The following is a 20,589-nucleotide window of genomic DNA, read 5'->3' on the forward strand; positions in this document are numbered from 1 at the left end:
GATCGGTCATGCCAATGACAATGTCTGAAAAAATACTGGCCCGATGCGCGAATCGGACGGACGCGCGCGCCGGAGAGATCGTAATGGCTGCCGTGGACTGTGCGATGATGGATGATATTTTGGGTCCGCGCGTACTCGACGAGCCGCTCCAACGGTTGGGCGGCCGTATATGCAGGCCGGAACGGGCGGTCGTGGTTTGCGATCACTATACGCCCGCCGCGACCCATGATCAGGCTGATATCGTGAAATACACCAGAGATTGGGCTGTCTCGCATGGTTTGACCAACTATTTTGAAGGAGAGGGCCCCTGCCATCAAGTGCTGGCTGAAAATGGGTTCAGCTTGCCGGGCACGCTGCAAGTCGGAACGGATTCGCACACCTGCACGGCCGGTGCGTTCGGCTGTTTCGGAACGGGCGTCGGCTCGACAGAGATGGCGGGCGTGCTTGCGACCGGAGAATTGTGGCTGCGCGTACCGGAAACGCTGCTGTTTTATTGGAGCGGCATGCTGCCGCAGGGCGTGATGGCCAAGGACATGATCCTGAAAATGATCGGTTTGATCGGTCATGCGGGTGCGACCTACTGTACGATGGAATTTGCCGGACCGACCATAGAAGCGCTGCCGATGGACGAGCGCATGTGTATCTCGAATATGGCTGTTGAAGCGGGCGCCAAGGCAGGTCTGATTGCCGCCGACAACGTGACGCGCGCCTATCTGATAGAACATGACTGCTCACGCGGCTATCATCCGCTGAACAGCGATCCGGACGCGGTATATCGGAGCCGGTATGCGTTCGATGCGTCGGCGCTGGAGCCGCAGGTCGCCTGTCCGCATCAGGTGGACGCAGTCATGAGCGTTCGTGAGACAGCGGGCGCGCATGTCGATCAGGTCTATATCGGCTCGTGCACGGGCGGACGGCTGACCGATCTGCGGGCTGCCGCGAAGGTGTTGCGCGGGCACAGGATCGCATCGAGCTGCCGTTTGCTGGTCTCTCCCGCGTCAAGGCGCATCTGGATGGAGGCCGAGCGGGAGGGCGTGCTGCGCACTCTGGCCGAGGCCGGCGCCACGATCCTTGCACCGACTTGCGGCGCTTGCCTTGGCGTACATTCCGGTCTGCTCGCAGGTGGAGAAACCTGCGTTTCGACCACAAACCGCAATTTTAAAGGACGTATGGGAAGCGAACGCTCCGCGGTCTATCTCAGCTCGCCGCTGACGGCCGCTGCGACCGCGCTCAGAGGTGTATTGACCGACCCGCGCGATGTGCTGCCGGGCAAGTTGTAAGGAGGGATGATTGATGGATACAAATCACATCCGCGGCCGCGCGCATGTTTTTGGCGATAACATCAACACGGATCTGATTTCTCCCGCGCAGTATATGGAAAAAAGCCGACAGGAAATTGCGGCGCACGCCATGGAAGGAGCGGATGCGGACTTCGTGCGTAGAATGAAGCCGGGCGATATCGTGGTAGCGGGCGATAATTTCGGTTCGGGTTCAAGCAGAGAAACGGCGCCTGCCGCGCTCAAGGATTGCGGCGTATCGGTTGTGATCGCCCGGTTCTTTGCCCGGATATTTTACCGCAACTGCATGAACATCGGTTTGCCGGCGTTGATCTGTCCGGAGACCGGTCGGATCGATGAAGAGGATGAACTGGAAATTGATCTTATGAATGGCCGTGTGTACGACGTAACAAAGGGGATCGAGCTGGCCTGCGAGCCGCTGCCGCCCCATATGATGGAGCTGCTTAAAAGCGGCGGCCTGATGGAATGGCTGCTGACCCGAAAAAAGGAGGATGAGCCATGCATCCGGAAATGACAGCATACCGCGTGGTGATTCATCGCGGCGGAACAAGCAAGGGCATTTTTATAAAAGAAAACGAATTGCCTCGCGAGCAGCCGGAACGCGACCGCGTCATTCGGGCGATCTTCGGCAGCCCGGACCCGCGGCAAATTGATGGTTTGGGCGGCGCGGAGGTATTGACGAGCAAGCTGGCCGTCATCGGCCCTTCCACAAGGCCGGATGCCGATGTGGATTATACGTTTGCGCAGGTCAGCTTTGACAATGAACTGGTGGACTATGGCGGGAACTGCGGTAATATTTCAGCGGCCGTCGGCCCGTTTGCGATCGATGAGGGGCTGGTCCCGGCGGTCGAGCCGGTCACGCGTGTACGGATTCATCAGGTCAATACCAACTGTATTCTGATTGCCGATGTGCCGGTCAAACAGGGGAAGGCGTGCGTTAACGGCGATTGCACGATCGACGGCGTGCCCGGAACGGGCGCACGTATTCTATTGGATTTTGCGGATACGGTCGGGTCGACGACCGGCCGCCTGTTGCCGACCGGGAACCCGGTGGATCTCATTCAAGCCGGCGATTACGGCGAAGTCGAAGTGTCGATCGTCGATGCGGGCAATGTGCTGGTCTTTGTGGAGCCGCACACGTTAGGGCTCATCGGTACGGAATCCTGTGCGGAAATCGAGAGCAATGCGGCGGTCAAGGCCAAGATGGAAGCGATCCGCGCGGCGTGTACCGTAAAGATCGGACTGGCGCAATCGCCGGAGCAGGCGACGAAAAACAGTCCATACGCGCCCTTTTTCGCTATCGTCAGCCCGCCGCAGGACTATGAGAGCGGCATTGACGGACGCCGGATCCTGTCGTCGGACATCGATCTGACGGCGCGACTGAGTTTTATGCTGCATATGCATAAGACTTACCCCGGCACGGGTACGGTCTGTACGGGGGCGGCGGCGCGGATCCCGGGCACACTGGTGCATCGTCAGTTATCCGAGCGGGCGAAAAAAATGCCCTTGCTGCGGATCGGACATCCGGGCGGTGTGATTCCGGTGGTGGCTGAACGGGATGACGGCGGGATTTTCCAGCGGCTGAGCTATGAGCGGACCGCCCGCCGCATCATGGAGGGAATGGTCTATATCAATAACGATAAGGCATGAGAAAGGAGCTGCAAAGTGGAAAAAATATTGCGCTGCCGCTGCATCAGCAAAGGCTACGGCGAGGGAGAGGCGCTGATCTGTCACGCGCCGATCGGCTTTAACTTCGGCGTAGACGTGTCGACCGGCACGATCACCGAGCACGCGCACGAGCTGGAAGGAAAGTCGTTTCGCGATAAGGTGCTGATCTTTCCGCACGGCAAGGGCAGCACGGGCGGCTCCTATGTGGTGTATCAGGTGACGTGCGCCGGTACCGGTCCGGCGGCTATCATCAACCGCAATACGGAAACGATTATTGCCGCTGGCGCGATTATGGGCGGCCTGCCGGTCGTCGATCATTTGGAGCAGGATCCGTTGGAAACGATCGAGAACGGCGACTGGGTACGCGTTGACGCAACGAACGGTCGGGTCACGGTGTGCAAGGGAAAGGAGCGAGGCGCATGAAATTGACCAAGCTGCAGGAGCGCATGCGGGGCGGTGAGCTGGGGGAGCCGACCGCGCTGGCCATGGAGATGCTGTGCTCGCTCGGCGAAATCTACGGTGCGGACGAGTTGATTCCGATCAAAAGCGCGCATTGCGCAGGTCTTTCATACAAATCACATGGAGAGGCCGGCATGCTCTGGGCGGAGGACATGGCTGCAAAGGGTGCCCAAATGCGGGTGCCGACCACGATGAACGTCATCGGCGTCGACCGCAGCCGCGATCTGGGTCTGCCCAAAGACTGGGTGGAGGGACAGCTGCGCATCGAGCGCAGCTACGAATCCATGGGCTGCATGGGCACCTCCTCGTGCGTGCCGTATTATTATAGCTTTTTGCCGCGGTTTGGCGAGCATATCGCATGGGCGGAATCATCCGCTGTCGTATTCACCAACTCCGTACTGGGCGCGCGGGACAATCGCGAAGGCGGGCCGAGCGCTTGGGCGGCCGGTATGACCGGCTTTACGCCGCGCTATGGCTTGCATTTGGATGAGAACCGAAAGGGCGATATCCTATTTCATGTCAGCGTTCCGCTCCACGGCGTGAGCGACTTCGGCGCCTTGGGAAATTACGTTGGCAAAATGATTGGCGAGAAGATCCCGGTTTTTGAGGGCTTGGGCGCACCGACCACGGAGGAACTGGTGTACTTCGGGGCGGCATTGGCTTCGGCGGGCGGCGTGGCGCTGTTTCATGTCATCGGCATAACGCCCGAGGCGCCTGACCGCGAAACGGTGTTTGCGGGCAAACCGTATGAAACGGTCGAATTGGGGCGGCGGGAGCTCGAGCAGGGCTATCAGAATTTGACGAGCGGCAAGAGCCGCGAGGTCGATTATGTGGCGCTTGGCTGCCCGCACTGCTCACTGTCGCAGGTGCGCGAGATCGCGGCACTGCTCACGGGGAAAAAGGTGCACGAGCATGTAACGCTTTGGGTGCATACCAATTTGGCGGTCAAGGGCATGGCGCAGCAGTTGGGCTATGCCAAAATTATTGAAGACGCGGGGGCGTGCTCACGCAGGACCTATGCACGATTTTAAGCGTTCCCGAGGCGCTTGGCATGCACACCCTTGCGACGCACTCCGCTAAGATGGCGTTCTATGCGCCGGGCGGCAATGGACTGGATGTTTGGTATGGCGACGATAGGCAGTGCATTGAAGCCGCGCTGACCGGTCGCTGGCAAGGATAGGAAGGGTTGCTATGGAAACGATCGCATTTTTCGGCTTGGGCGCGATGGGCAAGCCGATGGTACAAAATTTACTAGAGGCCGGATACACGGTGCGCACGGCGCTCCATCCCACACAGAATATGGATTTTGTGCGCGCATTGGAGCAATACGAGCGCTTTATCATATGCTCGGGCAATGAGCAGGCCGTGCAAGGAGCCGATATCATCGTGACTATGGTGCCGGGCGACCGGCAGGTAGAGGAGATACTGCTGGAAAGCGGTCTGGAAGATCGGATCGCGTCAGGCGCCGTTATCGTCGATATGTCGTCATGCCTGCCGGAGACCGTGTGCAAGGTGGAGACCTTTTACCGTTCGCGCGGCGTCGGCGTCGTGGACGCACCGGTCAGCGGCGGTGTCAAAGGGGCGGAGGAGGGGGCGTTGACGATCTTCTCAGCGGGTGAAGCCCAGACCATCGACCGGGTTTGGGATATGCTGAACGCACTGGGTAAGACGGTGTTTCGTTTAAGCAAGTGCGGTCAGGGCAAGACGCTTAAAAACCTGAATAACCTGCTGCTCGATGTCAACGTACTTGCGGTAAGCGAAGTGTTCCGGATCGCAAAGGCGCATGCGCTTGATCTGGATGAGGTCTATCAGGTCGTCTGCGCGGGCTCGGGCGCTTCGGTTGCCATGGAAAAACGGTGGGGCCGCATGAAAGACGCAGCGTTTGACGACGGATTCCGTATCTCGCTCGCCCGCAAGGATCTGAAAAACGCGCTGACGCTCGCGGAGGCTGTGCCCGTTCCTCTGGCGCAACTGACCTATGAACTGATGAAGGCCAACCGCGCGCACGATGATTTGGATCTGGCTGCCATGTGCCGGCTCTTTGAAACAACTGATGGAAAGTGAGGTCATGAGCAATGTCGGAAACCTATGAACGCCTGCGGCAAAGCGTGAGGGAGCACAGAAGAAACATTCTTCGCCTATCCTATGAAACCGGCAAAATGCATCTGGGGGGCGACCTATCCTGCGCCGAATTAATGGTGACGCTGTTTGAGGAGATTATGCAGATCCGGCCAGCCGATCCCCAGTGGGCGGACCGCGACCGGTTTGTGCTGAGCAAGGGACACGGCGGCGGCGCGCTGTATTTGGAAATGGCGCGCTGCGGATATTTTACAATGGACGAAGTGTTCCAAACCTATAGGACTGGGTTGAAAACGCGATTTGGCATGCATCCCTGCAAAGCGGCGCTGCCCGCGCTTGACTGTTCCTCCGGTTCGTTGGGACATGGCCTGCCGCTGGCGTGCGGCATGGCGCTTGCAGGCAAGATGGACAAGAAGCCGTACCGCGTGTTTTGTCTGGTGGGTGACGGCGAGATGGACGAGGGCTCGAATTGGGAAGCGATGCTGTCCGCGGCGCGTTTCGGACTAGGCAATTTGGTAGTCATCGTCGACCGCAATCACCTTAGTCTCGACGGGCCGACCGAGGAACTCATCCCGCTTGAACCGTTTGCAGATAAATGGCGTGATTTTGGCTGGCATGTCGTAGAGATTACCGATGGAAATGATATTGTACAGGTCGTGGACGCACTCCGGGCGCTGCCCAAGGCGGAGAGCAGCGTGCCCACCGTGGTGATCGCGCACACGGTCAAGGGCAAGGGCGTATCGTACATGGAGAACAATCCGCTGTTTCATAACGCCGCGATCGATGAGGCGCAATACGCGCAGGCGATCCGGGAGATCGACGGCACGGCGAAAGAAAGTGAGGCGGAATAAGTCGCTATGAAACTATATAGAGCCAATGAAAAGGTCGTTGCGAACGGCCGCGCGCTGTGGCAGCAGGCGCTGGCCGACTTGGGCGCGCGCGACGAACGCATCGTGGCGCTGACGGCCGATCTATCCCGTTCGGTCTGCACGGAGCAATTTCGCAAGCAGTACCCTGAGCGGTTCTTTAATATGGGCATTGCCGAACAGAATATGATCGGCACGGCGGCGGGTATGGCGCTGAGCGGCAAGATCCCGTACTGCGCTTCCTTTGCGCCTTTCCTGACCATGCGCGCGCTTGAGCAGTTCCGTACCGATGTTTGCTACATGAATCTCCCCGTTCGTCTGGTCGGCAGCTACGGCGGCATCGCCATCACCGGCCCAAGCCATTCGGGGCTGGAGGACGCCGGGATCGTGCGCGGACTGGCGGGCGCCGCAGTCGTCTGCCCGTCGGACACTTCCATGGTTTCAAAAGTGTTTGAAGCATCGCTGCACTACAAGGGGCCGTTGTTTATCCGTCTGGGAGAGGGCTCGAACGATTCGCAGATCTATGCGGAGGATTATGTATACCAGATTGGCAAGGCGATTACCGCCCGCGAGGGATGCGACATAACGATCATTACGTTCGGGCAAGTGCTCAAGTACGCGGTCGACGCGGCCGAGATGCTGAAAGAACAGGGCGTTGACGCGGCCGTTTTGGATATGCATACACTCAAACCGTTCGATGCCGAGGCCGTCGTCGGGGCCGCGAGGCGGACCGGCGCGATCCTGACGGTCGAAGATCATTCGATCTATAACGGGCTTGGCTCGGCAGTCGCGGAGGTGCTCGCCGAGGGTGGATTGCGCTGCCGCTTCAAGCGTTTGGGAATCCCGGATATATATCCGTGTTACGGTCCGTCGGGTCAGTTGCATACGTTGTTTGGCTACGATGCGGACGGCATCGCGGCCGCGGCGCGGCAGCTGCTCGATCGTCCGGTCGAGGGGTGAAGCGCCATGAAAACGACTGTGATCGACAGGGAGCTTTTGGCGAAAGCGATCTACACGCTGTCTCGCTGCGACTTTCGATTCGGAAAGTATTTGTTCGTCACGGGCACCGATCCGTTTTCTGTGCTGTGCGGTCTGCTCGCGCGTGAGAGCGGCGCTGCCGCTGTTGTGTTTTGCGTTGATAGTGCGGCGGAAAAGCAGCGGATGGAGCGCATGGGCTTTACCGCCTACGATCCGGAACTGGATGAGACCGCGTCGATCGTACGGCAGGTCACGAACGGCCGCAAATTTGATGTGGTCATTGAGACAACCGGCCAGCTCGCAGCCTATGAGCGGCTGGTGCAAATGGTCCGGCGCGGGGCGGCAGTCGCCTTGCTCGTGGGCGCGGAAAGACCGTTTTATTTCCATATCTGCGATGTCATACGGGATCAGATCCGCTTTGTCGGCATACGAAACGCGGATGAGAGGAGCTGCCGTATTGCGGACGATATGATCCGCACCGGTAAACTGGGGCGGATGAAGCAGACCGTCCAAAACGGCGTATGAAAGGAGGAGCGTATTGAAAGGTTTGGTAGTGACCGGCCCGGGCGAGGCGCGCTACACGGAGATAGAGCGCCCGCGTCCCCGTCCGGGACAGGCGCTGATCCGCGTGAAATATGCGGGAATTTGCGGCGGCGACCCCGGACATATTGCCCGTAACGCATACGGAGCCAGTCCGGAGGCGCCTCGCGTATATGGGCATGAGTATTTCGGCGAGGTGATCGAGATCAACAACCCGGAAGGCCTGCCCAGCCGCGTCAAGGTCGGCGACATGGTGGTAGGACCGCAGAACGCGCCCTGCGGCGTGTGCGATCAGTGCATGGAAGGGCGGTTTAGCATCTGCTCGGCGCAGTATGGGGCCAAAGTGCGTCCGGGCGGCACCTTTGGGGAGTACCTAGAACGTGATCTGGACAAGCTGTTCCCCATTGCGGCCGAGGTCGATCCGTTGGTCGCAAGCATCGCCGAGCCGCTGGCCATTGCGGTGTTTGATATCCGCAACAGCGGTATCGGCATAGGGGATACCGCGCTCGTCATCGGGGCGGGCTCGGTGGGTATTTTGATCGGCCTGTTGGCCCGGCACAATGGCGCTTCGCGTGTGATCTTCACGGAAATCAGCGATGCGCGCGTCGAATCGATCCGCGCAATGGGCTTTGAAGCCTATAATTCCATCACGCAGGACGTTCGAGAAAAGGTGCGCGAAACTACATTCAACGGCGTTGATTACGTGTTCGAGGTATCCGGTTCGCAGCCGGGGCTTGATTTGGCATTAACAGTCGTGCGTCAGCGTGGCCGTATCGTTCCGGTTGGTCTGCCCAACCCGTTCCGCTCGTTCGATTTCGGAAAGGTCGTTGAAAAGGAACTCGAGATGGTCTGCGTCAATATGCATCACTTGGAGGACTTTCGCGAAGCGGTCAATCTGATCAACCGTGGCGAGCTGAACGATGAATTCCGCAAGCTGGTGACCAGCATTTGGCCCATGGAGCGCGCGCTGGAGGCTATCGAGGCTTCGACCGACAAGAGCGGCGGCGACATCAAGATACTGCTCGAGCCCGGGCGGGGCGAGGTCACCTATTTCATACCGCGGACAACGGCGGAAGGCAACTGCGAGGAGGTAGCAAAATGATCGCAAAAGTCGCAAAGCTGGACCGGGCGCGGCACATAGTTTTTGAGGAAGAAACACTGCCGCCGGTCGGCGACCATGATATGTTAATCCGCATGGAAGCGGTCGGTCTATGTCATTCGGAGCTGCCGGCCTATCTAGGCGTCGGCGGAACGGGCGTATCCAAGCACGGCTATCGCTGCTCGGTGCCAAACGTCGCCTATCCGGTCGGTCTGGGTCATGAGGCGGTGGCCGAAGTGGTGGAGACCGGCAAGTATGTGACGCGTTTTCGCGTCGGTGATAAGATCGCCGGACGCTACCGAGGGTGTTTACGTACTTATGGCGTGATACAAAACGCCGATGTGCCGGTATCGACCGCAATGTTCTTTCAGATCCCGCCGTCCGATAAAGATTATCGCGGCTGCCTGTCCGAGCCGCTCGAGTGCACGGTCAATATCGTGAAAGCCGCGAGCTGCAAGTTTGGCCAGCGCGTGGCGGTCGTAGGCTGCGGTTTCATGGGCTTGCTGGCGATAGCGGGCCTGAAGAGCGGCGCGGCCAAGCAGCTCACTGCGGTAGACATTGCGCCGGACAAGCTAAAGCTCGCGCTTGCATACGGCGCGACCGACACCATGGATGCAGGGACGCGGGATTTGGAAGAGCTCGCCTATCAGATGACGGACGGCGCGTTCTACGATGTGGTCGTCGAGCTGAGCGGCAGCCTGCGCGGCTTTGACACCGCCATGCAGCTGATCAAACCGGCGCACCGCAACGCAATTCACACGCAACCGTATCAAGGGCACGGCAAGGTCATTTTGCCGTCTGTTTACAGCCGGGAAGAAATTTTCCCCTCTCGCTTGGGTACCAACTTGATGCTCAAGACCCCGATTCTGCACGCCGTCCATCCCATGTATGATGTCGATCCTTGCGCCAACCATAAAGAGGGCATTGCGGCTTATGCCGATGGCCGTCTGCCGGTCGACCGGATGATCACGCACCATATCCCGTTCGATGAATTGCAGACCGGTTATGAGTGGCTGATCAAGGCGCCCGCTGGGTATATCAAGGGTGTCGTCGACTTCTGATTGCGCGGAGGTGTGCAAAAGATGAAACTGTTTGAAAAAAACACGATCGGGCGCATGAAACTAAAAAACCGCATGATTATGAGCCCCATGGGAACGGCGTCCGATCCGGACGGCGGATTTTCCGAGCAAAATCGAAATTATTACGTCGAACGGGCCAAGGGTGGGTTTGGCCTTATCATTCTGGAGTGCTGCATTGCTTCGGAAGCTTATGAAACGCGGCCCAATAAGGTGCTGGACAGCTTTCATAAGGTCGGGCGGCTGGCGGACCTGATCGATCGTTGTCATCTGTATGGCGCCAAGGTATGCGTGCAGCTCAGTCCGGGCTGCGGCCGCATGGGCTATTCTGATCCCAATACGCCGCCGTATGCGGCCAGCGCGGTCCCCTCCGTTTGGTTCCCCGCGCTGACATGCAGACCGTTTACCACCGAGCAGATCCATGATATTGTCGAAAAATTCGGCTTTTCCGCAAAGCTGGCCCAGACGGCGGGCGCGGACGCTATAGAGCTTCAGGGCTACGGCGGCTATCTGATCGACCAGTTTATGACCGAAGCATGGAATGCACGCACGGATGAATATGGCGGCGGCCTAGAGAATCGTATGCGCTTTCCGCTTGCGTTGATCAGACAAATCCAACGGACCTGCGGTAACGATTTCCCTATACTCTTCAAGTATTCCGTCACACACGAGGTCTCGGGCGGACGGAAGCTGGAGGAAGGCCTGCGGATCGCGGAAATGCTTGAACAGGCGGGCGTTGCGGCGCTGCATGTGTGTTTCGGCAGTCATGAGAGTTATTATCAGCCGGTGAGCAGCGTCTATTCGCCGGAGGCAAGCAAGGTGCATTTAGCGGAGCAAGTCAAGCGGCGCGTTACGATTCCGGTTTTCTGCGACGGCAAGCTGGGCGACCCGGCGCTGGCCGAGCGCATGCTTGCCGAAGGAAAGACAGACTACATTGCGCTTGCCAAACAATCGCTTGCCGATCCGTATTGGCCGGAAAAGGTGCGGCAAAACCGGCCGGATACCGTGCGCCGGTGCTTGTACTGCTGTGAATGCCATCAGGGTATGCACGACGGAAAATTTCTGATGTGTGCGGTCAACCCGCAGTGCGGCAACGAGGGACGCTACGAGATCACCAAAACCGATACGCCGCAGCGGGTGCTCGTGATCGGCGGCGGTCCGGGCGGCATGCAGGCGGCCATTACCGCCGCTGAACGCGGTCACACAGTCGAGCTTTGGGAAAAGCGCGCTGTGCTGGGCGGCAATCTCCGAGCGGCGGCGGGGCCCGCGTTTAAACACGATGTGAAAATGTATTTGGAATACCTCATCCGGCAGCTTTATCAAAGCGGCGCGACCGTCCGGCTGGGAAAACAGGCGACAAACGACAAGGTGCTCGCTTACCGTGCGGACGCGGTGATACTGGCAGTGGGCGCGCAGCCGCTGACGCCGCCGATTCCGGGCGTGGACGGTGAGCAGGTCGTCACTGCTGCCGCGGCGCTCGAGGGCGGTGTATCGGGAACCGGCCGCCGGGCGGTCGTCATTGGCGGCGGTCTGGTCGGCTGTGAAACCGCGCTGCACCTACACCAACAAGGCGTGCGGGTCGCCATCGTGGAAATGATGGATGGTCTGGTGCCGCGTGAGCAGATGAACCCAAACAATCGTCAGCTCTTGATGAAGCTGATCGATGAAAGCGGGATCGAGGTGCTGCTCCAAAGCAAGGTAAGCAGCATTGAGGCGGAAGGCGTGCGCGTCGCGCAGGCGGACACGGAGCGGCTGCTTCCCTGCGACTGCGTGGTGCTCGCGGCGGGCTTCCGGGCGAATGATGAGCTGGAACAGGCGCTGGAAAATGATATCGAGCGGCTCTACGTCATTGGCGACTGTGCGCAGCCGGGCAAGGTCTACACCGCGGTACATGAAGGGTTCCACACAGCAAGACTGCTATAAGCGATACGATCAAGGAATGGAGGAACCAATGGGAAAGTATTTTGACAGGCTGACCGTAGAGCAGCAACAACTGCCGTATGCAAAGTTTATCGATTTTCCGTACAGCCAGCCCCCGATCCCGCCTGCGGTGCAGGCAAGCATCCTTGCGCCGATGGATCCCGAAAAAGCGCTGCGCATCGAACAGGCCGATTCGCTGCTGGACGCTTCATACGCTGCGGACGATATGGGATACTGCTTGCTTGAGGACGGCTCGGGCTATGTGGGTGAAACGATCCACTTTCCGCAGTGCTCGCGCAACATGTTTGAATGGTGGTTTTCTTGGACCAGCCTGAACGATGTGCGCTACCAGATTTGGGACCCCGAGGCGCACATCGCGGCGGCGGTCTCGTATTCGCAGCTGGCGCGGCGAATCGACGCCGGACTGCCCTATGCGCAGCGCTTTGTCGGCACGACCAATTTTACCGTACATCGCGATGCTGCGGGCAACGGCGATCCCGGTACGATGTATTTTATCTCGCCGGAAATGTTCGGCCTGCGACCGGACAAGATCGATGATAAAATTTCTCTTGTGATTGCGCTGCACGGCAAAGCCGATACGCCTTATCCGACCATGAGCTCCATTCGCGTGCTGCGGGATACGGAAAACGGCTTTGTAATGCGTCTGTATTTCTGGCACGGTAAATGCGTGGTGAACGGTCGGGTACTGACCATACCGGGCGCAGCGCCGGACATCGCCGGATTGGGACAATTCGCCGCGCACGCCGGTCAGGAATATCAGCACTTGGCGGATATCTTGCCGCAGCTCTATGCGGAAAATCACGCGCGCGTGGATGATCCGGCATCATTCCGTACGCTGCCGTTCTAGGCGGCGGGAAGGAGGCACTGCTTATGAAAAACGATGTCGAACGGCTGCTGGAAGGCGCTTACGACGTGCATTTGCACGCGGCGCCCTGTATACAGCAGCGCAGGCATACTCTGTATGAGTTGGCCGGATTGGCACGGGACGCGGGCATGGCAGGCTTTGTGATAAAGGATCATTACGTGCCGACCGCGATGGCCGCGCAGATCGTACAGGAGGTTGTGCCCGCGGTTCAGGTGCGCGGCGGCGTGACATTGGCGCGCAGCTCCGGTGGACTCGATCCTGCGGCGGCGGAGATCAGTTTCCGCATGGGCGGGCGCGTGGTCTGGATGCTGTCGCTGGAAGCGGAATGGATGTTTCGCCGCATGCGCGACCCAAGCTTTCCGCACGCCAAGAACTATCAAAACCTTGGCGTGGACGGCGCGCAGCATGGTTACACGATCGTGCGGGACGGCGCATTGGTCGAATCGGTCAAGGAGATTGTTTCGCTGTGCTGCCAGTACGACGGCGTGCTGGAGACCAGCCACTTGTCACCGGACGAGGCGCGCGCTCTGTTTGCTGAGGCGCAAAAACAGGGCGCACACAAATTCGTATTGACACACGCCAATCAAGCGATCACCCCTTACACCCTGTCCGAGCAAAAAGCGTATGCCGAAAAGGGCGCGTATATCATGTACTGCATGGCGCAGTATATGGGCAAACCGAACGAACCTGCCGAAGACATTGCGGGGCTGGCCCGGCTGATTCAGGCGGTCGGCGCGGCGCATATCGTGCTCGGAACGGATTTCGGCCTGCCTATCTGGCCGTCGGCAATAGAGGGCATGCGCATGATGGTCACGGCCTTGCTGCAACTCGGCATCAGCGAACAGGACATTCGTCTAATGGTCAAAGAAAACCCGGAGAAGCTTTATTTTGAAACCAGATAAACACAAAAGAAAAGGAGAAACACGATGAAAAAGTTACTTGCTATTCTGCTGAGCAGCGCCATGATGGTTTCGGTTCTTACCGGTTGCGGCGGCCAGACGGAACCGGGCGGAGGGGATACGCCTGCCGATAGCGGCGCGCAGACGTCCGCTCCTGCGGACGCCATGGTGTTCAGCTTTAATATGCCCCCTGCGTCGGGTGCGCCTCCGTATGATTGCGCGGTGAGCTTCCTCGCTGAAGAAGCGCTCAAACGCACGGACGGTAAGTATACGTTTGAAGTCTACGGCGGTTCGTCTCTTTCGGGCAACGATATGATCACCGGCATGCAGATGACGCAGGCCGGCGCGATCGACTGCATGATTTTGACCGGCATTACCTTCTCCAACGTTGTTTACGAAACCGCCTCGCTGTCGCTGCCGTTTATGTGGAACGACATGGAGACGGTATATGAAACGCTCAACATCGGAACGCCGGTTGCCGACCGGCTGTCGGATATCCTTGAGGAAAACGGCCTGACGCTGCTTGGCTTCCCGGCCATTGGCTTTCGCGACATTACGAACAGCAAGCACGAAGTACGCATGCCGGAGGATTTAAACGGTCTGAAGATGCGTGTGCAGAGCAACGATATGGTCTATGAATTGTGGCAGGGCTTCGGCGCCAACACCGCCTATGTGGACAACAGCGAAACATATACCTCGCTGCAGAACGGTACGATCGACGGTCAGGAAAACGCACTCGTACTCAATAACATCCCGAATAAGATCTATGAGGTCAATAAGTTCTACACCGAGATCAATATGTGCGAAGATCCGTTTATCATGGTCATGAACTCCGAAAAGTGGAACAGTATTCCTGCCGAGGATCAGAAGATTCTGCGCGAGGTGATTGCGGATTATGTGGAAGAGACCCGCAAGATGAACGATGAAAAGTACGAAGAGGCGCTGCAGGTGCTGGCCGAAAATAACGTGCAGGTCACCTCGCTGACCGAGGATGAGATCGCGATCTGGCGCGAAAAGTCCGAGACGGTCACGAATAAGTATGCGGCTATGCTCGATCAGGAGCTGATCTCGCTCATTTACGAGGCAAACGGCCGCACCTATCAGCCCGGCTGACGGCGGCGTAAGAATCAATCGGAATTCAAAAAGGAGGTGCGGCTGTGAACGATAAGAAGGACAAGAAGACCCGATACATGCCGGAAGAGGTCACGATGTCCGTTATATTCGCGTTCCTGCTGTTTTTTGGCGGCATCAACGTGGTACTGCGATACTTTTTCAACACGCAGATTCCCTATGTCAACGACATGATGGTAGACGTTTTCGTCTGGCTGTGTCTGATCGGCTTGCCGGTCGCCTGCTACCGTGGCGCAAACATGAGTTTTACGCTGCTCTACGATTCGATCAGCCCGAAATGGCAGATCGCTTTTACGGTATTCAACTATCTTTTGGGTATCGCGCTGTTTGCCTTTATTGGCTATTGCGGAACAGTATCCATGCTTACGCAGTTTTCTTTCGGCTATAAAACAGCCGTACCGTTTATTCCAAAGTGGGTCTGGTCGACCGGGTTCCCGATCGGCTGCGGCCTGTATATCATTCGCAGCGCGCAGTGTCTGTGGAAAGCCGTGCAGGAACACCGTAAGAGTGCGAAAAAGGAGGCGAGCGAATGAGTCAGGGATTGATCATTGGTATCTGCATGCTGGGTGTGTTTTTTGCACTGGTATTTGTCAATTCGCCAATCGGTATCGCGCTTGGCGCTTCGACCGTCATCACGCTGCTTGCGTTTGGCTTGAAAATCGATGTGTTTGCCAACATCATGTATACCGGCCTTGCCAAGTATTCGCTGCTGTCGATTCCTTTCTTCATTTTGGCGGGCGTAGTGATGGAGCGTACCGGCATATCCACGCGTATCGTGAATTTTGTCAAACTGATCGTTGGTCCGATACCGGGCGGATTGGCGATCGCCTCGCTGCTGGTCGCATTGTTCTGGGGCGCGGTATCCGGTTCGGGCGTAGCCACGGTCGCCGCGCTGGGCGTCGTGCTGATCCCAGCCATGATCGACGCGGGCTATGACCGCGGTTTTGCGGCCTCGGTGTTGGCCGCAGCCGGCGGTCTGTCCCTGCTAATCCCGCCGAGCGTCACATTTATTCTGTACGGCACGTTGGCGAACGTATCGGTGGGCGGGCTGTTTCTGGCGGGCGTGCTGCCCGGGCTGCTCATTACCGGCTGCTGGGCGATCTACATCTTTGTGTACAGCAAAAAGCGCAAATACCGCGGCATCGGCCGGTTTGGTACGCGCGCAGAAATATGGAAGGCTTTTAAAGAGGCGTTCTGGGGGCTGCTTACCCCGGTGATCATTCTGGGCGGAATTTACAGCGGCATATTCACGCCGACGGAAGCCGCGATCGTGGCGGTTTGGTATGCCATTATCATCGGCCTGTTTGTGTACAAGAGCTTCCGCTTTCAGGATCTGCCGAATATTTTCTGCAGCGCGGGTATCACCTCGGCCTCGATCTTGCTCATCATGTCCAACGCGGCCGTTTTCGCTTACGTGCTGACCGGCCACGGCGTCGCCTCCTCGTTCAGCAAGCTCATGCTGTCGGTGTCGAGCACGCCGCAGATCGTCATCGCGCTGATGCTGCTTGTCGTTATCATCATGGGCTTCTTTCTCGATGGTAATTCGATCATGTACATCTGCGTCCCGCTCTTCCTGCCGGTCGTCAAGGCTTTTGGCTACAGCTATATGTGGCTGGGCGTTATCCTGTCGGCAGGGGTTGTGGTCGGCCTGATCACACCGCCCGTCGCCCCGAACATCTACCCGGCGGCGCGGATCGCGGGCATCAGTATGGTCCAAATTGCAAAATCTATTACACCGTTCATTATTTTCGCGGTGATCGGCTGTTACGTTTTGCTGTTTCTTCCCGAAATATCGCTTTTCCTGCCGAGGCTTCTCGGATATAACGTCGGCTAAATCGAATAAAACCCGGCGCAGGGAACAGTTCCGACAAACTGCCCCTGCGCCGGGTCTTTTTTGCGGTGTGGCGCCGCCAAAGCAGAAAACGCGGTAAGAGGGTCACAAGGTGCGCTGCACGTATAAAAAATTGAAAAACGCCCCGCCCCTGCGCGAACGGCGCAAGGACGGGGCGAAAACAGTATCAATTAGGGCTGCAACCCTATTTCTTCATATTAGAGGGCGGCTGCATTTCGGGCGGGACTAGGTCGCCGCCGTCCATGCGGGGCTGCGGCGGCGTCCACGGTTTTTCAGGGGGACGAACGTCGAAAGCCGGATTGAACGCATAATAGTTTTTCGCATCCAAATTATCTTGAACGACTCTGAGTGCGTCGCCAAACCGCTGGAAATGCACGACTTCACGCGCGCGCAGGAACTTGAGCGGCTCGCGCACATCGGGGTCGTCGATCAGGCGCAGCAGGTTGTCGTACGTCGTTCTGGCTTTGGATTCCGCCGCCAGATCTTCAAACAAATCGGTCAGCGGATCGCCCTTGGACTGGAACGTCATGGCGCTCCACGGCGTGCCCGATGCGAACTGCGGGTAAATGCCGGTGGTATGGTCGACAAAGTAGGCGTCGAAGCCGCCTTCCTTGATCTGCTCAGGCGTCAGGTTGCGCGTCAGCTGGTAAACGATCGCCGCAATCATTTCGAGATGCGCCAGCTCGTTAGCACATGGATGTTATCGGTGTGGACATGAAGAAGGGAATTTCGGGTAGAGGGTAAGGCGTAGATCGCTTTCGGAGCTGTGGCGAAGGTTGGTTGATTTATGGTATTCCACCTTTTCGAGGACGGAGGATAGAAGTTCGTTTTTCTTTTGCGCGGATTCTGTAAGTTTGTAGATATCTAAAACGTGTTGAATGCGGGGAACAAGATCACTTTTTGACGCTTCTTGAAGTTCGATCGTTTTGAGCTGGTTTTGCGTGGCCGAAATGTTTTTAGAAAGGGTTTCGCGTTGGGTGCTTAGCGTCTGCTGGCGCTCGATGAAAACGGCGGTGGAATAAACGGCTTGCTCAAGCAGGGTATAAAGCCGATCCTGTTGTTGCTCAAGCTGGGTTTGCTCGACAAGCAGCGCGTCGAGCGTATCACGAACAACATGCAATTCACTGCTTACGTGCGCGGCCGGAGAAAGAGCTAGATTGGCTTGATAGTCTTTCAGCCAGTCCTCAAGATATTTCAAAACAAGATTTTCTATGTAGGCAAGCGGCGAAGAAACAGTTTCGCAACCGGGTTGCGGGCAGAGCAAGCCATCTGGATAGCCGTTAGTATAGGGGCGGCGCTGCATGGCACGGCCACAGCAACCACAAATGATGAGACCGGACAGCGGATTTTTGAAGGATTTTTTGCCGGGGATGGGGCGGTTCGGCATTTCGGTAAAGTTCTGCTGCGCGAGGTCAAATACATCTTGAGATATAAGCGGCTCATGCAGCCCCTTACACATTTCATAGTTTTCAGCCCACGGACGGCTTTTGATAATTTCACCATGCACCATTTGTTTGACACAGGCGCGGCGACCCCAAATAATGAAACCTTCGTACACCGGATTTTTCAAAATGCGGGAAACTGTTGAGATCGTCCACTCGCCGCCTTTAGCGGTTGGAATTTGCAGATCGTTGAGCTTATGCGCGATAGCTGTACAGCTCAAGTGATTATTCTGATCGGTGAACCAAGCATAAATCAGACGTACAATTTCGGCCTGTTCGGGATGCGGAACGAGAATCCAGCCCTTTTCATTTTTAAGCTTTTCGCGGGTATAGCCATAAGGGCAGACGTTGCCCGGATATTTCCCTTCACGAATGGAGGACACACGGCCGGTTTGCAAACGGCGGTTGATGGTTTTATATTCGCGGCGGCTCATAAACAAACCAAACTCAAAGTATTCTTGGTCAAATTCGTTCATGGGGTCATAGGTCTTGAGCGGCGTTATAATTTGTGTGTTGGAGTACATGAACGATTTTTGCACACGGCCTTGATCGGATGTGTCGCCGCGCGCAAGGCGCTCCACTTCGACGACAAGCACGCCGTCCCACAGGCCGGCATCCACTTCATCAAGAAGCTGCTGCATGACGGGGCGGGCGGCAATCGTTTCGCCGGATACCATTTCACGATAGATTTTTGTTAGAGAAATCCGTTTTTGCTTGGCAAGATTCAGTAATATTTTTTCGTGCCGTGCAAAGGTTTCGCCTTCTCCATGTGTTTCGGCTTCCTGATCGGCGCGGGATTTGCGAATATAGGCACAGTATGGCATAAAACCACTTTCCTTTCCATTTAGTCTATGCTATTATGAAAGGGCATAGTTGCCCTATCTCTGACAGGTGAGGTATTGTGCGCTGGCCGCTCGGTGGTAGGACACCGAGCGGCTTTAATATTCTTGTGAACCTTTAACGCATATTGCAATGCTCGCATGGACTATACCCAAGGTATTGGCAGTATTCAACGTTGTGTGCAAACCATTCGGTTTCCATGTTGAAATAGGAACAGTCGAAACGGTGATACCTGTTTCCCTCATTGGTGATGAAACCAATGTTGTCGGAAAGGAACAGCATGTCCTGTTCTGCGTTATATAGGTCGATACCCCTATCCGATTCGGCAAAGATATATCCGTAAGTATCAATTAATTCGCTTTGATGATCCATAATCCATTCGTGGGCAATTTCACCTGCCAATTCATCGGAAATATCATCTACAGATAAGTCGTGAGAAGCATTATAGGCGCCTTCGCTGTAACCTGTGTCATAGCCTTCGTCGTATTTATCTTGCAGAGTTTGCGAAGAGCTACAAGCAGAGCAGAAGCAAAGCACAAGACAAAGTGCGGGAATAATTGCTTTTCGCATTGTGAAAACCCTCCTAATTATGGTCGAATAATTAGAAGGACATGCAAGGCGTTCTTGGATTGGCCCGTTCCGGTGGTAGCGCACGGGGACGGTTTTATGTACTTATGACCAGAACTCGCTGTGCACGTTGTCGATTGAATGTGTAATATCATAATAAGCAGATCTTACAGCTGTTAGGGCATCGAGAAAATCATACGCATAAGAAATATCATTGGTCGTATGGTATGACGTAAACGCAGAAAGAGCGCTTCCGTAAGTGTTAAAGTTGCTTTCAAGCGCATACATTATAACTTCCAGATCTTCGTAATAATAAGATGTTTTATCGGACGAATTATAAACCTGCTTTGCTAACTCTGTTTTGATTTGGGAAAGCAAAGTGTAATTTTTAGTGCTTGAATCAATATTTGTTTGGGTAACGGAAGAATTCAACAAAAGCGTGTCCAACAGAAGCGTATCCGTGTAAATATGAGTGTTAAGGTCTACGCAGGAATCCAACAATTTGAGCGTGTACATGTTCCGGTTGTAAATGTCGTCCATAACATCAGAAGAAGCGGAAGACTGCGAAGAGATTTTCGCGGTTTTGGTGCTGGAATCGTAAGATATGTTCGCCCCCATTTGATCGCCTACCGCACGTATGGGAACGTAGGTGGTGCCCTGATACGTAAAGGGGAGAACTGTATTGCCATTCACATCGGTAAGTTTAGGGGATTGCCCGTTAATGCTCAAGTTGACATCATACGAAACATCAATGGTTTTTTGGTACTGATTTGCCGCATAAGCTCCAACTGTGAAAAAGGAGAACATCAAGAGTAACGCCATTAATCTTTTTTTCATTGTAAAACCCTCCTAAAAATAGTAGAATAAATTAGAAGGACGTGCAAGGCGTTCTTAGTTTGGCCCGTTCCGGTGGTAGCGCACCGGGGCGGGCTTTTTTTATTGGTAAAATTTTGGCAATGAGATTATAGTCTATATATAATACAATACCA

General features: G+C 56.3%; 21 protein-coding genes and 1 pseudogene. 18 read left to right on the forward strand and 4 right to left on the reverse strand.

Translation table 11 applies throughout. The features are described from left to right. Window positions 1-8 precede the first annotated feature (8 nt). The 18 genes from RWV98_RS05410 to RWV98_RS05495 are packed head-to-tail and all read left to right on the forward strand — an operon-like array spanning window position 9 to window position 16,733. Entirely contained in the window at window positions 9-1,280 is a 1,272-nt protein-coding gene (locus RWV98_RS05410; protein ID WP_317864292.1) for a 3-isopropylmalate dehydratase large subunit, read from the forward strand. Between the two features lie 13 nt (window positions 1,281-1,293). Beyond that, window positions 1,294-1,812 carry a 3-isopropylmalate dehydratase small subunit gene (locus tag RWV98_RS05415; RefSeq protein ID WP_317864294.1) on the forward strand — a complete coding sequence of 173 codons (519 nt, stop codon included), beginning with the start codon at window positions 1,294-1,296 and terminating at the stop codon, window positions 1,810-1,812. Next, entirely contained in the window at window positions 1,797-2,948 is a 1,152-nt protein-coding gene (locus RWV98_RS05420) for a 2-methylaconitate cis-trans isomerase PrpF family protein (RefSeq protein ID WP_317864296.1), read from the forward strand. Before RWV98_RS05415 ends, RWV98_RS05420 begins: the two co-directional genes overlap by 16 nt. A 15-nt stretch (window positions 2,949-2,963) precedes the next feature. Continuing rightward, window positions 2,964-3,389: an aconitase X swivel domain-containing protein gene (locus RWV98_RS05425; RefSeq protein WP_317864298.1), complete on the forward strand. Its 426-nt coding sequence runs from the start codon at window positions 2,964-2,966 to the stop codon at window positions 3,387-3,389. Further along, window positions 3,386-4,456: an aconitase X catalytic domain-containing protein gene (locus tag RWV98_RS05430; protein WP_317864300.1), complete on the forward strand. Its 1,071-nt coding sequence runs from the start codon at window positions 3,386-3,388 to the stop codon at window positions 4,454-4,456. Before RWV98_RS05425 ends, RWV98_RS05430 begins: the two co-directional genes overlap by 4 nt. After that, the gene (locus RWV98_RS05435; protein ID WP_317864302.1) at window positions 4,426-4,605 is read left to right on the forward strand and encodes a hypothetical protein; all 180 of its coding nucleotides are present in this window, start codon (window positions 4,426-4,428) and stop codon (window positions 4,603-4,605) included. The genes RWV98_RS05430 and RWV98_RS05435 overlap by 31 nt, the downstream gene beginning before the upstream one ends. A gap of 11 nt (window positions 4,606-4,616) precedes the next feature. Continuing rightward, window positions 4,617-5,489: an NAD(P)-dependent oxidoreductase gene (locus RWV98_RS05440; RefSeq protein ID WP_317864304.1), complete on the forward strand. Its 873-nt coding sequence runs from the start codon at window positions 4,617-4,619 to the stop codon at window positions 5,487-5,489. 11 nt (window positions 5,490-5,500) lie between these two features. Continuing rightward, window positions 5,501-6,355, forward strand: a complete 855-nt coding sequence (locus RWV98_RS05445) for a transketolase (protein WP_317864305.1) — start codon at window positions 5,501-5,503, stop codon at window positions 6,353-6,355. A 6-nt stretch (window positions 6,356-6,361) separates the two neighbouring features. Next, window positions 6,362-7,330, forward strand: a complete 969-nt coding sequence (locus RWV98_RS05450) for a transketolase family protein (RefSeq protein ID WP_317864306.1) — start codon at window positions 6,362-6,364, stop codon at window positions 7,328-7,330. A gap of 6 nt (window positions 7,331-7,336) precedes the next feature. Continuing rightward, window positions 7,337-7,873, forward strand: coding sequence for a zinc-binding dehydrogenase (locus RWV98_RS05455; RefSeq protein ID WP_317864307.1), 537 nt, complete (start codon window positions 7,337-7,339; stop codon window positions 7,871-7,873). 13 nt (window positions 7,874-7,886) lie between these two features. After that, complete coding sequence (locus RWV98_RS05460; RefSeq protein WP_317864308.1) at window positions 7,887-8,990, forward strand: zinc-dependent alcohol dehydrogenase; 1,104 nt, start codon at window positions 7,887-7,889, stop codon at window positions 8,988-8,990. Then, complete coding sequence (locus RWV98_RS05465; RefSeq protein WP_317864310.1) at window positions 8,987-10,048, forward strand: zinc-dependent alcohol dehydrogenase; 1,062 nt, start codon at window positions 8,987-8,989, stop codon at window positions 10,046-10,048. The genes RWV98_RS05460 and RWV98_RS05465 overlap by 4 nt, the downstream gene beginning before the upstream one ends. Before the next feature lie 21 nt (window positions 10,049-10,069). Next, a complete protein-coding gene (locus tag RWV98_RS05470; RefSeq protein WP_317864312.1) occupies window positions 10,070-11,986 on the forward strand; it encodes an oxidoreductase in 1,917 nt (638 codons plus the stop codon). 28 nt (window positions 11,987-12,014) lie between these two features. Then, entirely contained in the window at window positions 12,015-12,851 is an 837-nt protein-coding gene (locus RWV98_RS05475) for a DAPG hydrolase family protein (protein ID WP_317864314.1), read from the forward strand. Window positions 12,852-12,874: 23 nt separating this feature from the next. Continuing rightward, the gene (locus RWV98_RS05480) at window positions 12,875-13,771 is read left to right on the forward strand and encodes a DUF6282 family protein (RefSeq protein WP_317864316.1); all 897 of its coding nucleotides are present in this window, start codon (window positions 12,875-12,877) and stop codon (window positions 13,769-13,771) included. A 24-nt stretch (window positions 13,772-13,795) separates the two neighbouring features. Further along, on the forward strand, window positions 13,796-14,881 hold the full coding sequence (locus RWV98_RS05485) for a TRAP transporter substrate-binding protein (RefSeq protein ID WP_317864318.1): 1,086 nt from the start codon (window positions 13,796-13,798) through the stop codon (window positions 14,879-14,881). Window positions 14,882-14,925: 44 nt separating this feature from the next. Beyond that, window positions 14,926-15,432 (forward strand): TRAP transporter small permease, encoded by a 507-nt coding sequence (locus RWV98_RS05490; protein ID WP_317864321.1) that lies wholly within the window; start codon window positions 14,926-14,928, stop codon window positions 15,430-15,432. Then, a complete protein-coding gene (locus tag RWV98_RS05495) occupies window positions 15,429-16,733 on the forward strand; it encodes a TRAP transporter large permease (RefSeq protein ID WP_317864322.1) in 1,305 nt (434 codons plus the stop codon). Before RWV98_RS05490 ends, RWV98_RS05495 begins: the two co-directional genes overlap by 4 nt. Before the next feature lie 304 nt (window positions 16,734-17,037). Here RWV98_RS05495 and RWV98_RS05500 read toward each other — a convergent pair. From RWV98_RS05500 to RWV98_RS05515, 4 genes and pseudogenes are all read right to left on the reverse strand, one after another. Further along, window positions 17,038-17,436: pseudogene (locus RWV98_RS05500) on the reverse strand (manganese catalase family protein); the annotation flags it as partial. 15 nt (window positions 17,437-17,451) lie between these two features. Continuing rightward, window positions 17,452-19,017, reverse strand: a complete 1,566-nt coding sequence (locus RWV98_RS05505; RefSeq protein WP_317864323.1) for a recombinase family protein — start codon at window positions 19,015-19,017, stop codon at window positions 17,452-17,454. A 133-nt stretch (window positions 19,018-19,150) separates the two neighbouring features. Beyond that, window positions 19,151-19,603, reverse strand: a complete 453-nt coding sequence (locus tag RWV98_RS05510; RefSeq protein ID WP_317864325.1) for a hypothetical protein — start codon at window positions 19,601-19,603, stop codon at window positions 19,151-19,153. A 102-nt stretch (window positions 19,604-19,705) separates the two neighbouring features. Then, entirely contained in the window at window positions 19,706-20,437 is a 732-nt protein-coding gene (locus tag RWV98_RS05515) for a stalk domain-containing protein (RefSeq protein WP_317864327.1), read from the reverse strand. Window positions 20,438-20,589 lie beyond the last annotated feature (152 nt).

The sequence above is a fragment of the Agathobaculum sp. NTUH-O15-33 genome, assembly GCF_033193315.1.
In the GTDB taxonomy this organism is placed as follows: domain Bacteria; phylum Bacillota; class Clostridia; order Oscillospirales; family Butyricicoccaceae; genus Agathobaculum; species Agathobaculum faecihominis_A.

Bases quoted from the DNA above. Each gene is read 5' to 3' on its own strand.
- RWV98_RS05410 (WP_317864292.1), top strand. From the start codon at position 9: ATGCCAATGACAATGTCTGAAAAAATACTGGCCCGATGCGCGAATCGG.
- RWV98_RS05415 (WP_317864294.1), top strand. From the start codon at position 1,294: ATGGATACAAATCACATCCGCGGCCGCGCGCATGTTTTTGGCGATAAC.
- RWV98_RS05420 (WP_317864296.1), top strand. From the start codon at position 1,797: ATGCATCCGGAAATGACAGCATACCGCGTGGTGATTCATCGCGGCGGA.
- RWV98_RS05430 (WP_317864300.1), top strand. From the start codon at position 3,386: ATGAAATTGACCAAGCTGCAGGAGCGCATGCGGGGCGGTGAGCTGGGG.
- RWV98_RS05440 (WP_317864304.1), top strand. From the start codon at position 4,617: ATGGAAACGATCGCATTTTTCGGCTTGGGCGCGATGGGCAAGCCGATG.
- RWV98_RS05445 (WP_317864305.1), top strand. From the start codon at position 5,501: ATGTCGGAAACCTATGAACGCCTGCGGCAAAGCGTGAGGGAGCACAGA.
- RWV98_RS05450 (WP_317864306.1), top strand. From the start codon at position 6,362: ATGAAACTATATAGAGCCAATGAAAAGGTCGTTGCGAACGGCCGCGCG.
- RWV98_RS05455 (WP_317864307.1), top strand. From the start codon at position 7,337: ATGAAAACGACTGTGATCGACAGGGAGCTTTTGGCGAAAGCGATCTAC.
- RWV98_RS05465 (WP_317864310.1), top strand. From the start codon at position 8,987: ATGATCGCAAAAGTCGCAAAGCTGGACCGGGCGCGGCACATAGTTTTT.
- RWV98_RS05470 (WP_317864312.1), top strand. From the start codon at position 10,070: ATGAAACTGTTTGAAAAAAACACGATCGGGCGCATGAAACTAAAAAAC.
- RWV98_RS05475 (WP_317864314.1), top strand. From the start codon at position 12,015: ATGGGAAAGTATTTTGACAGGCTGACCGTAGAGCAGCAACAACTGCCG.
- RWV98_RS05480 (WP_317864316.1), top strand. From the start codon at position 12,875: ATGAAAAACGATGTCGAACGGCTGCTGGAAGGCGCTTACGACGTGCAT.
- RWV98_RS05485 (WP_317864318.1), top strand. From the start codon at position 13,796: ATGAAAAAGTTACTTGCTATTCTGCTGAGCAGCGCCATGATGGTTTCG.
- RWV98_RS05495 (WP_317864322.1), top strand. From the start codon at position 15,429: ATGAGTCAGGGATTGATCATTGGTATCTGCATGCTGGGTGTGTTTTTT.
- RWV98_RS05505 (WP_317864323.1), bottom strand. From the start codon at position 19,017: ATGCCATACTGTGCCTATATTCGCAAATCCCGCGCCGATCAGGAAGCC.
- RWV98_RS05510 (WP_317864325.1), bottom strand. From the start codon at position 19,603: ATGCGAAAAGCAATTATTCCCGCACTTTGTCTTGTGCTTTGCTTCTGC.
- RWV98_RS05515 (WP_317864327.1), bottom strand. From the start codon at position 20,437: ATGAAAAAAAGATTAATGGCGTTACTCTTGATGTTCTCCTTTTTCACA.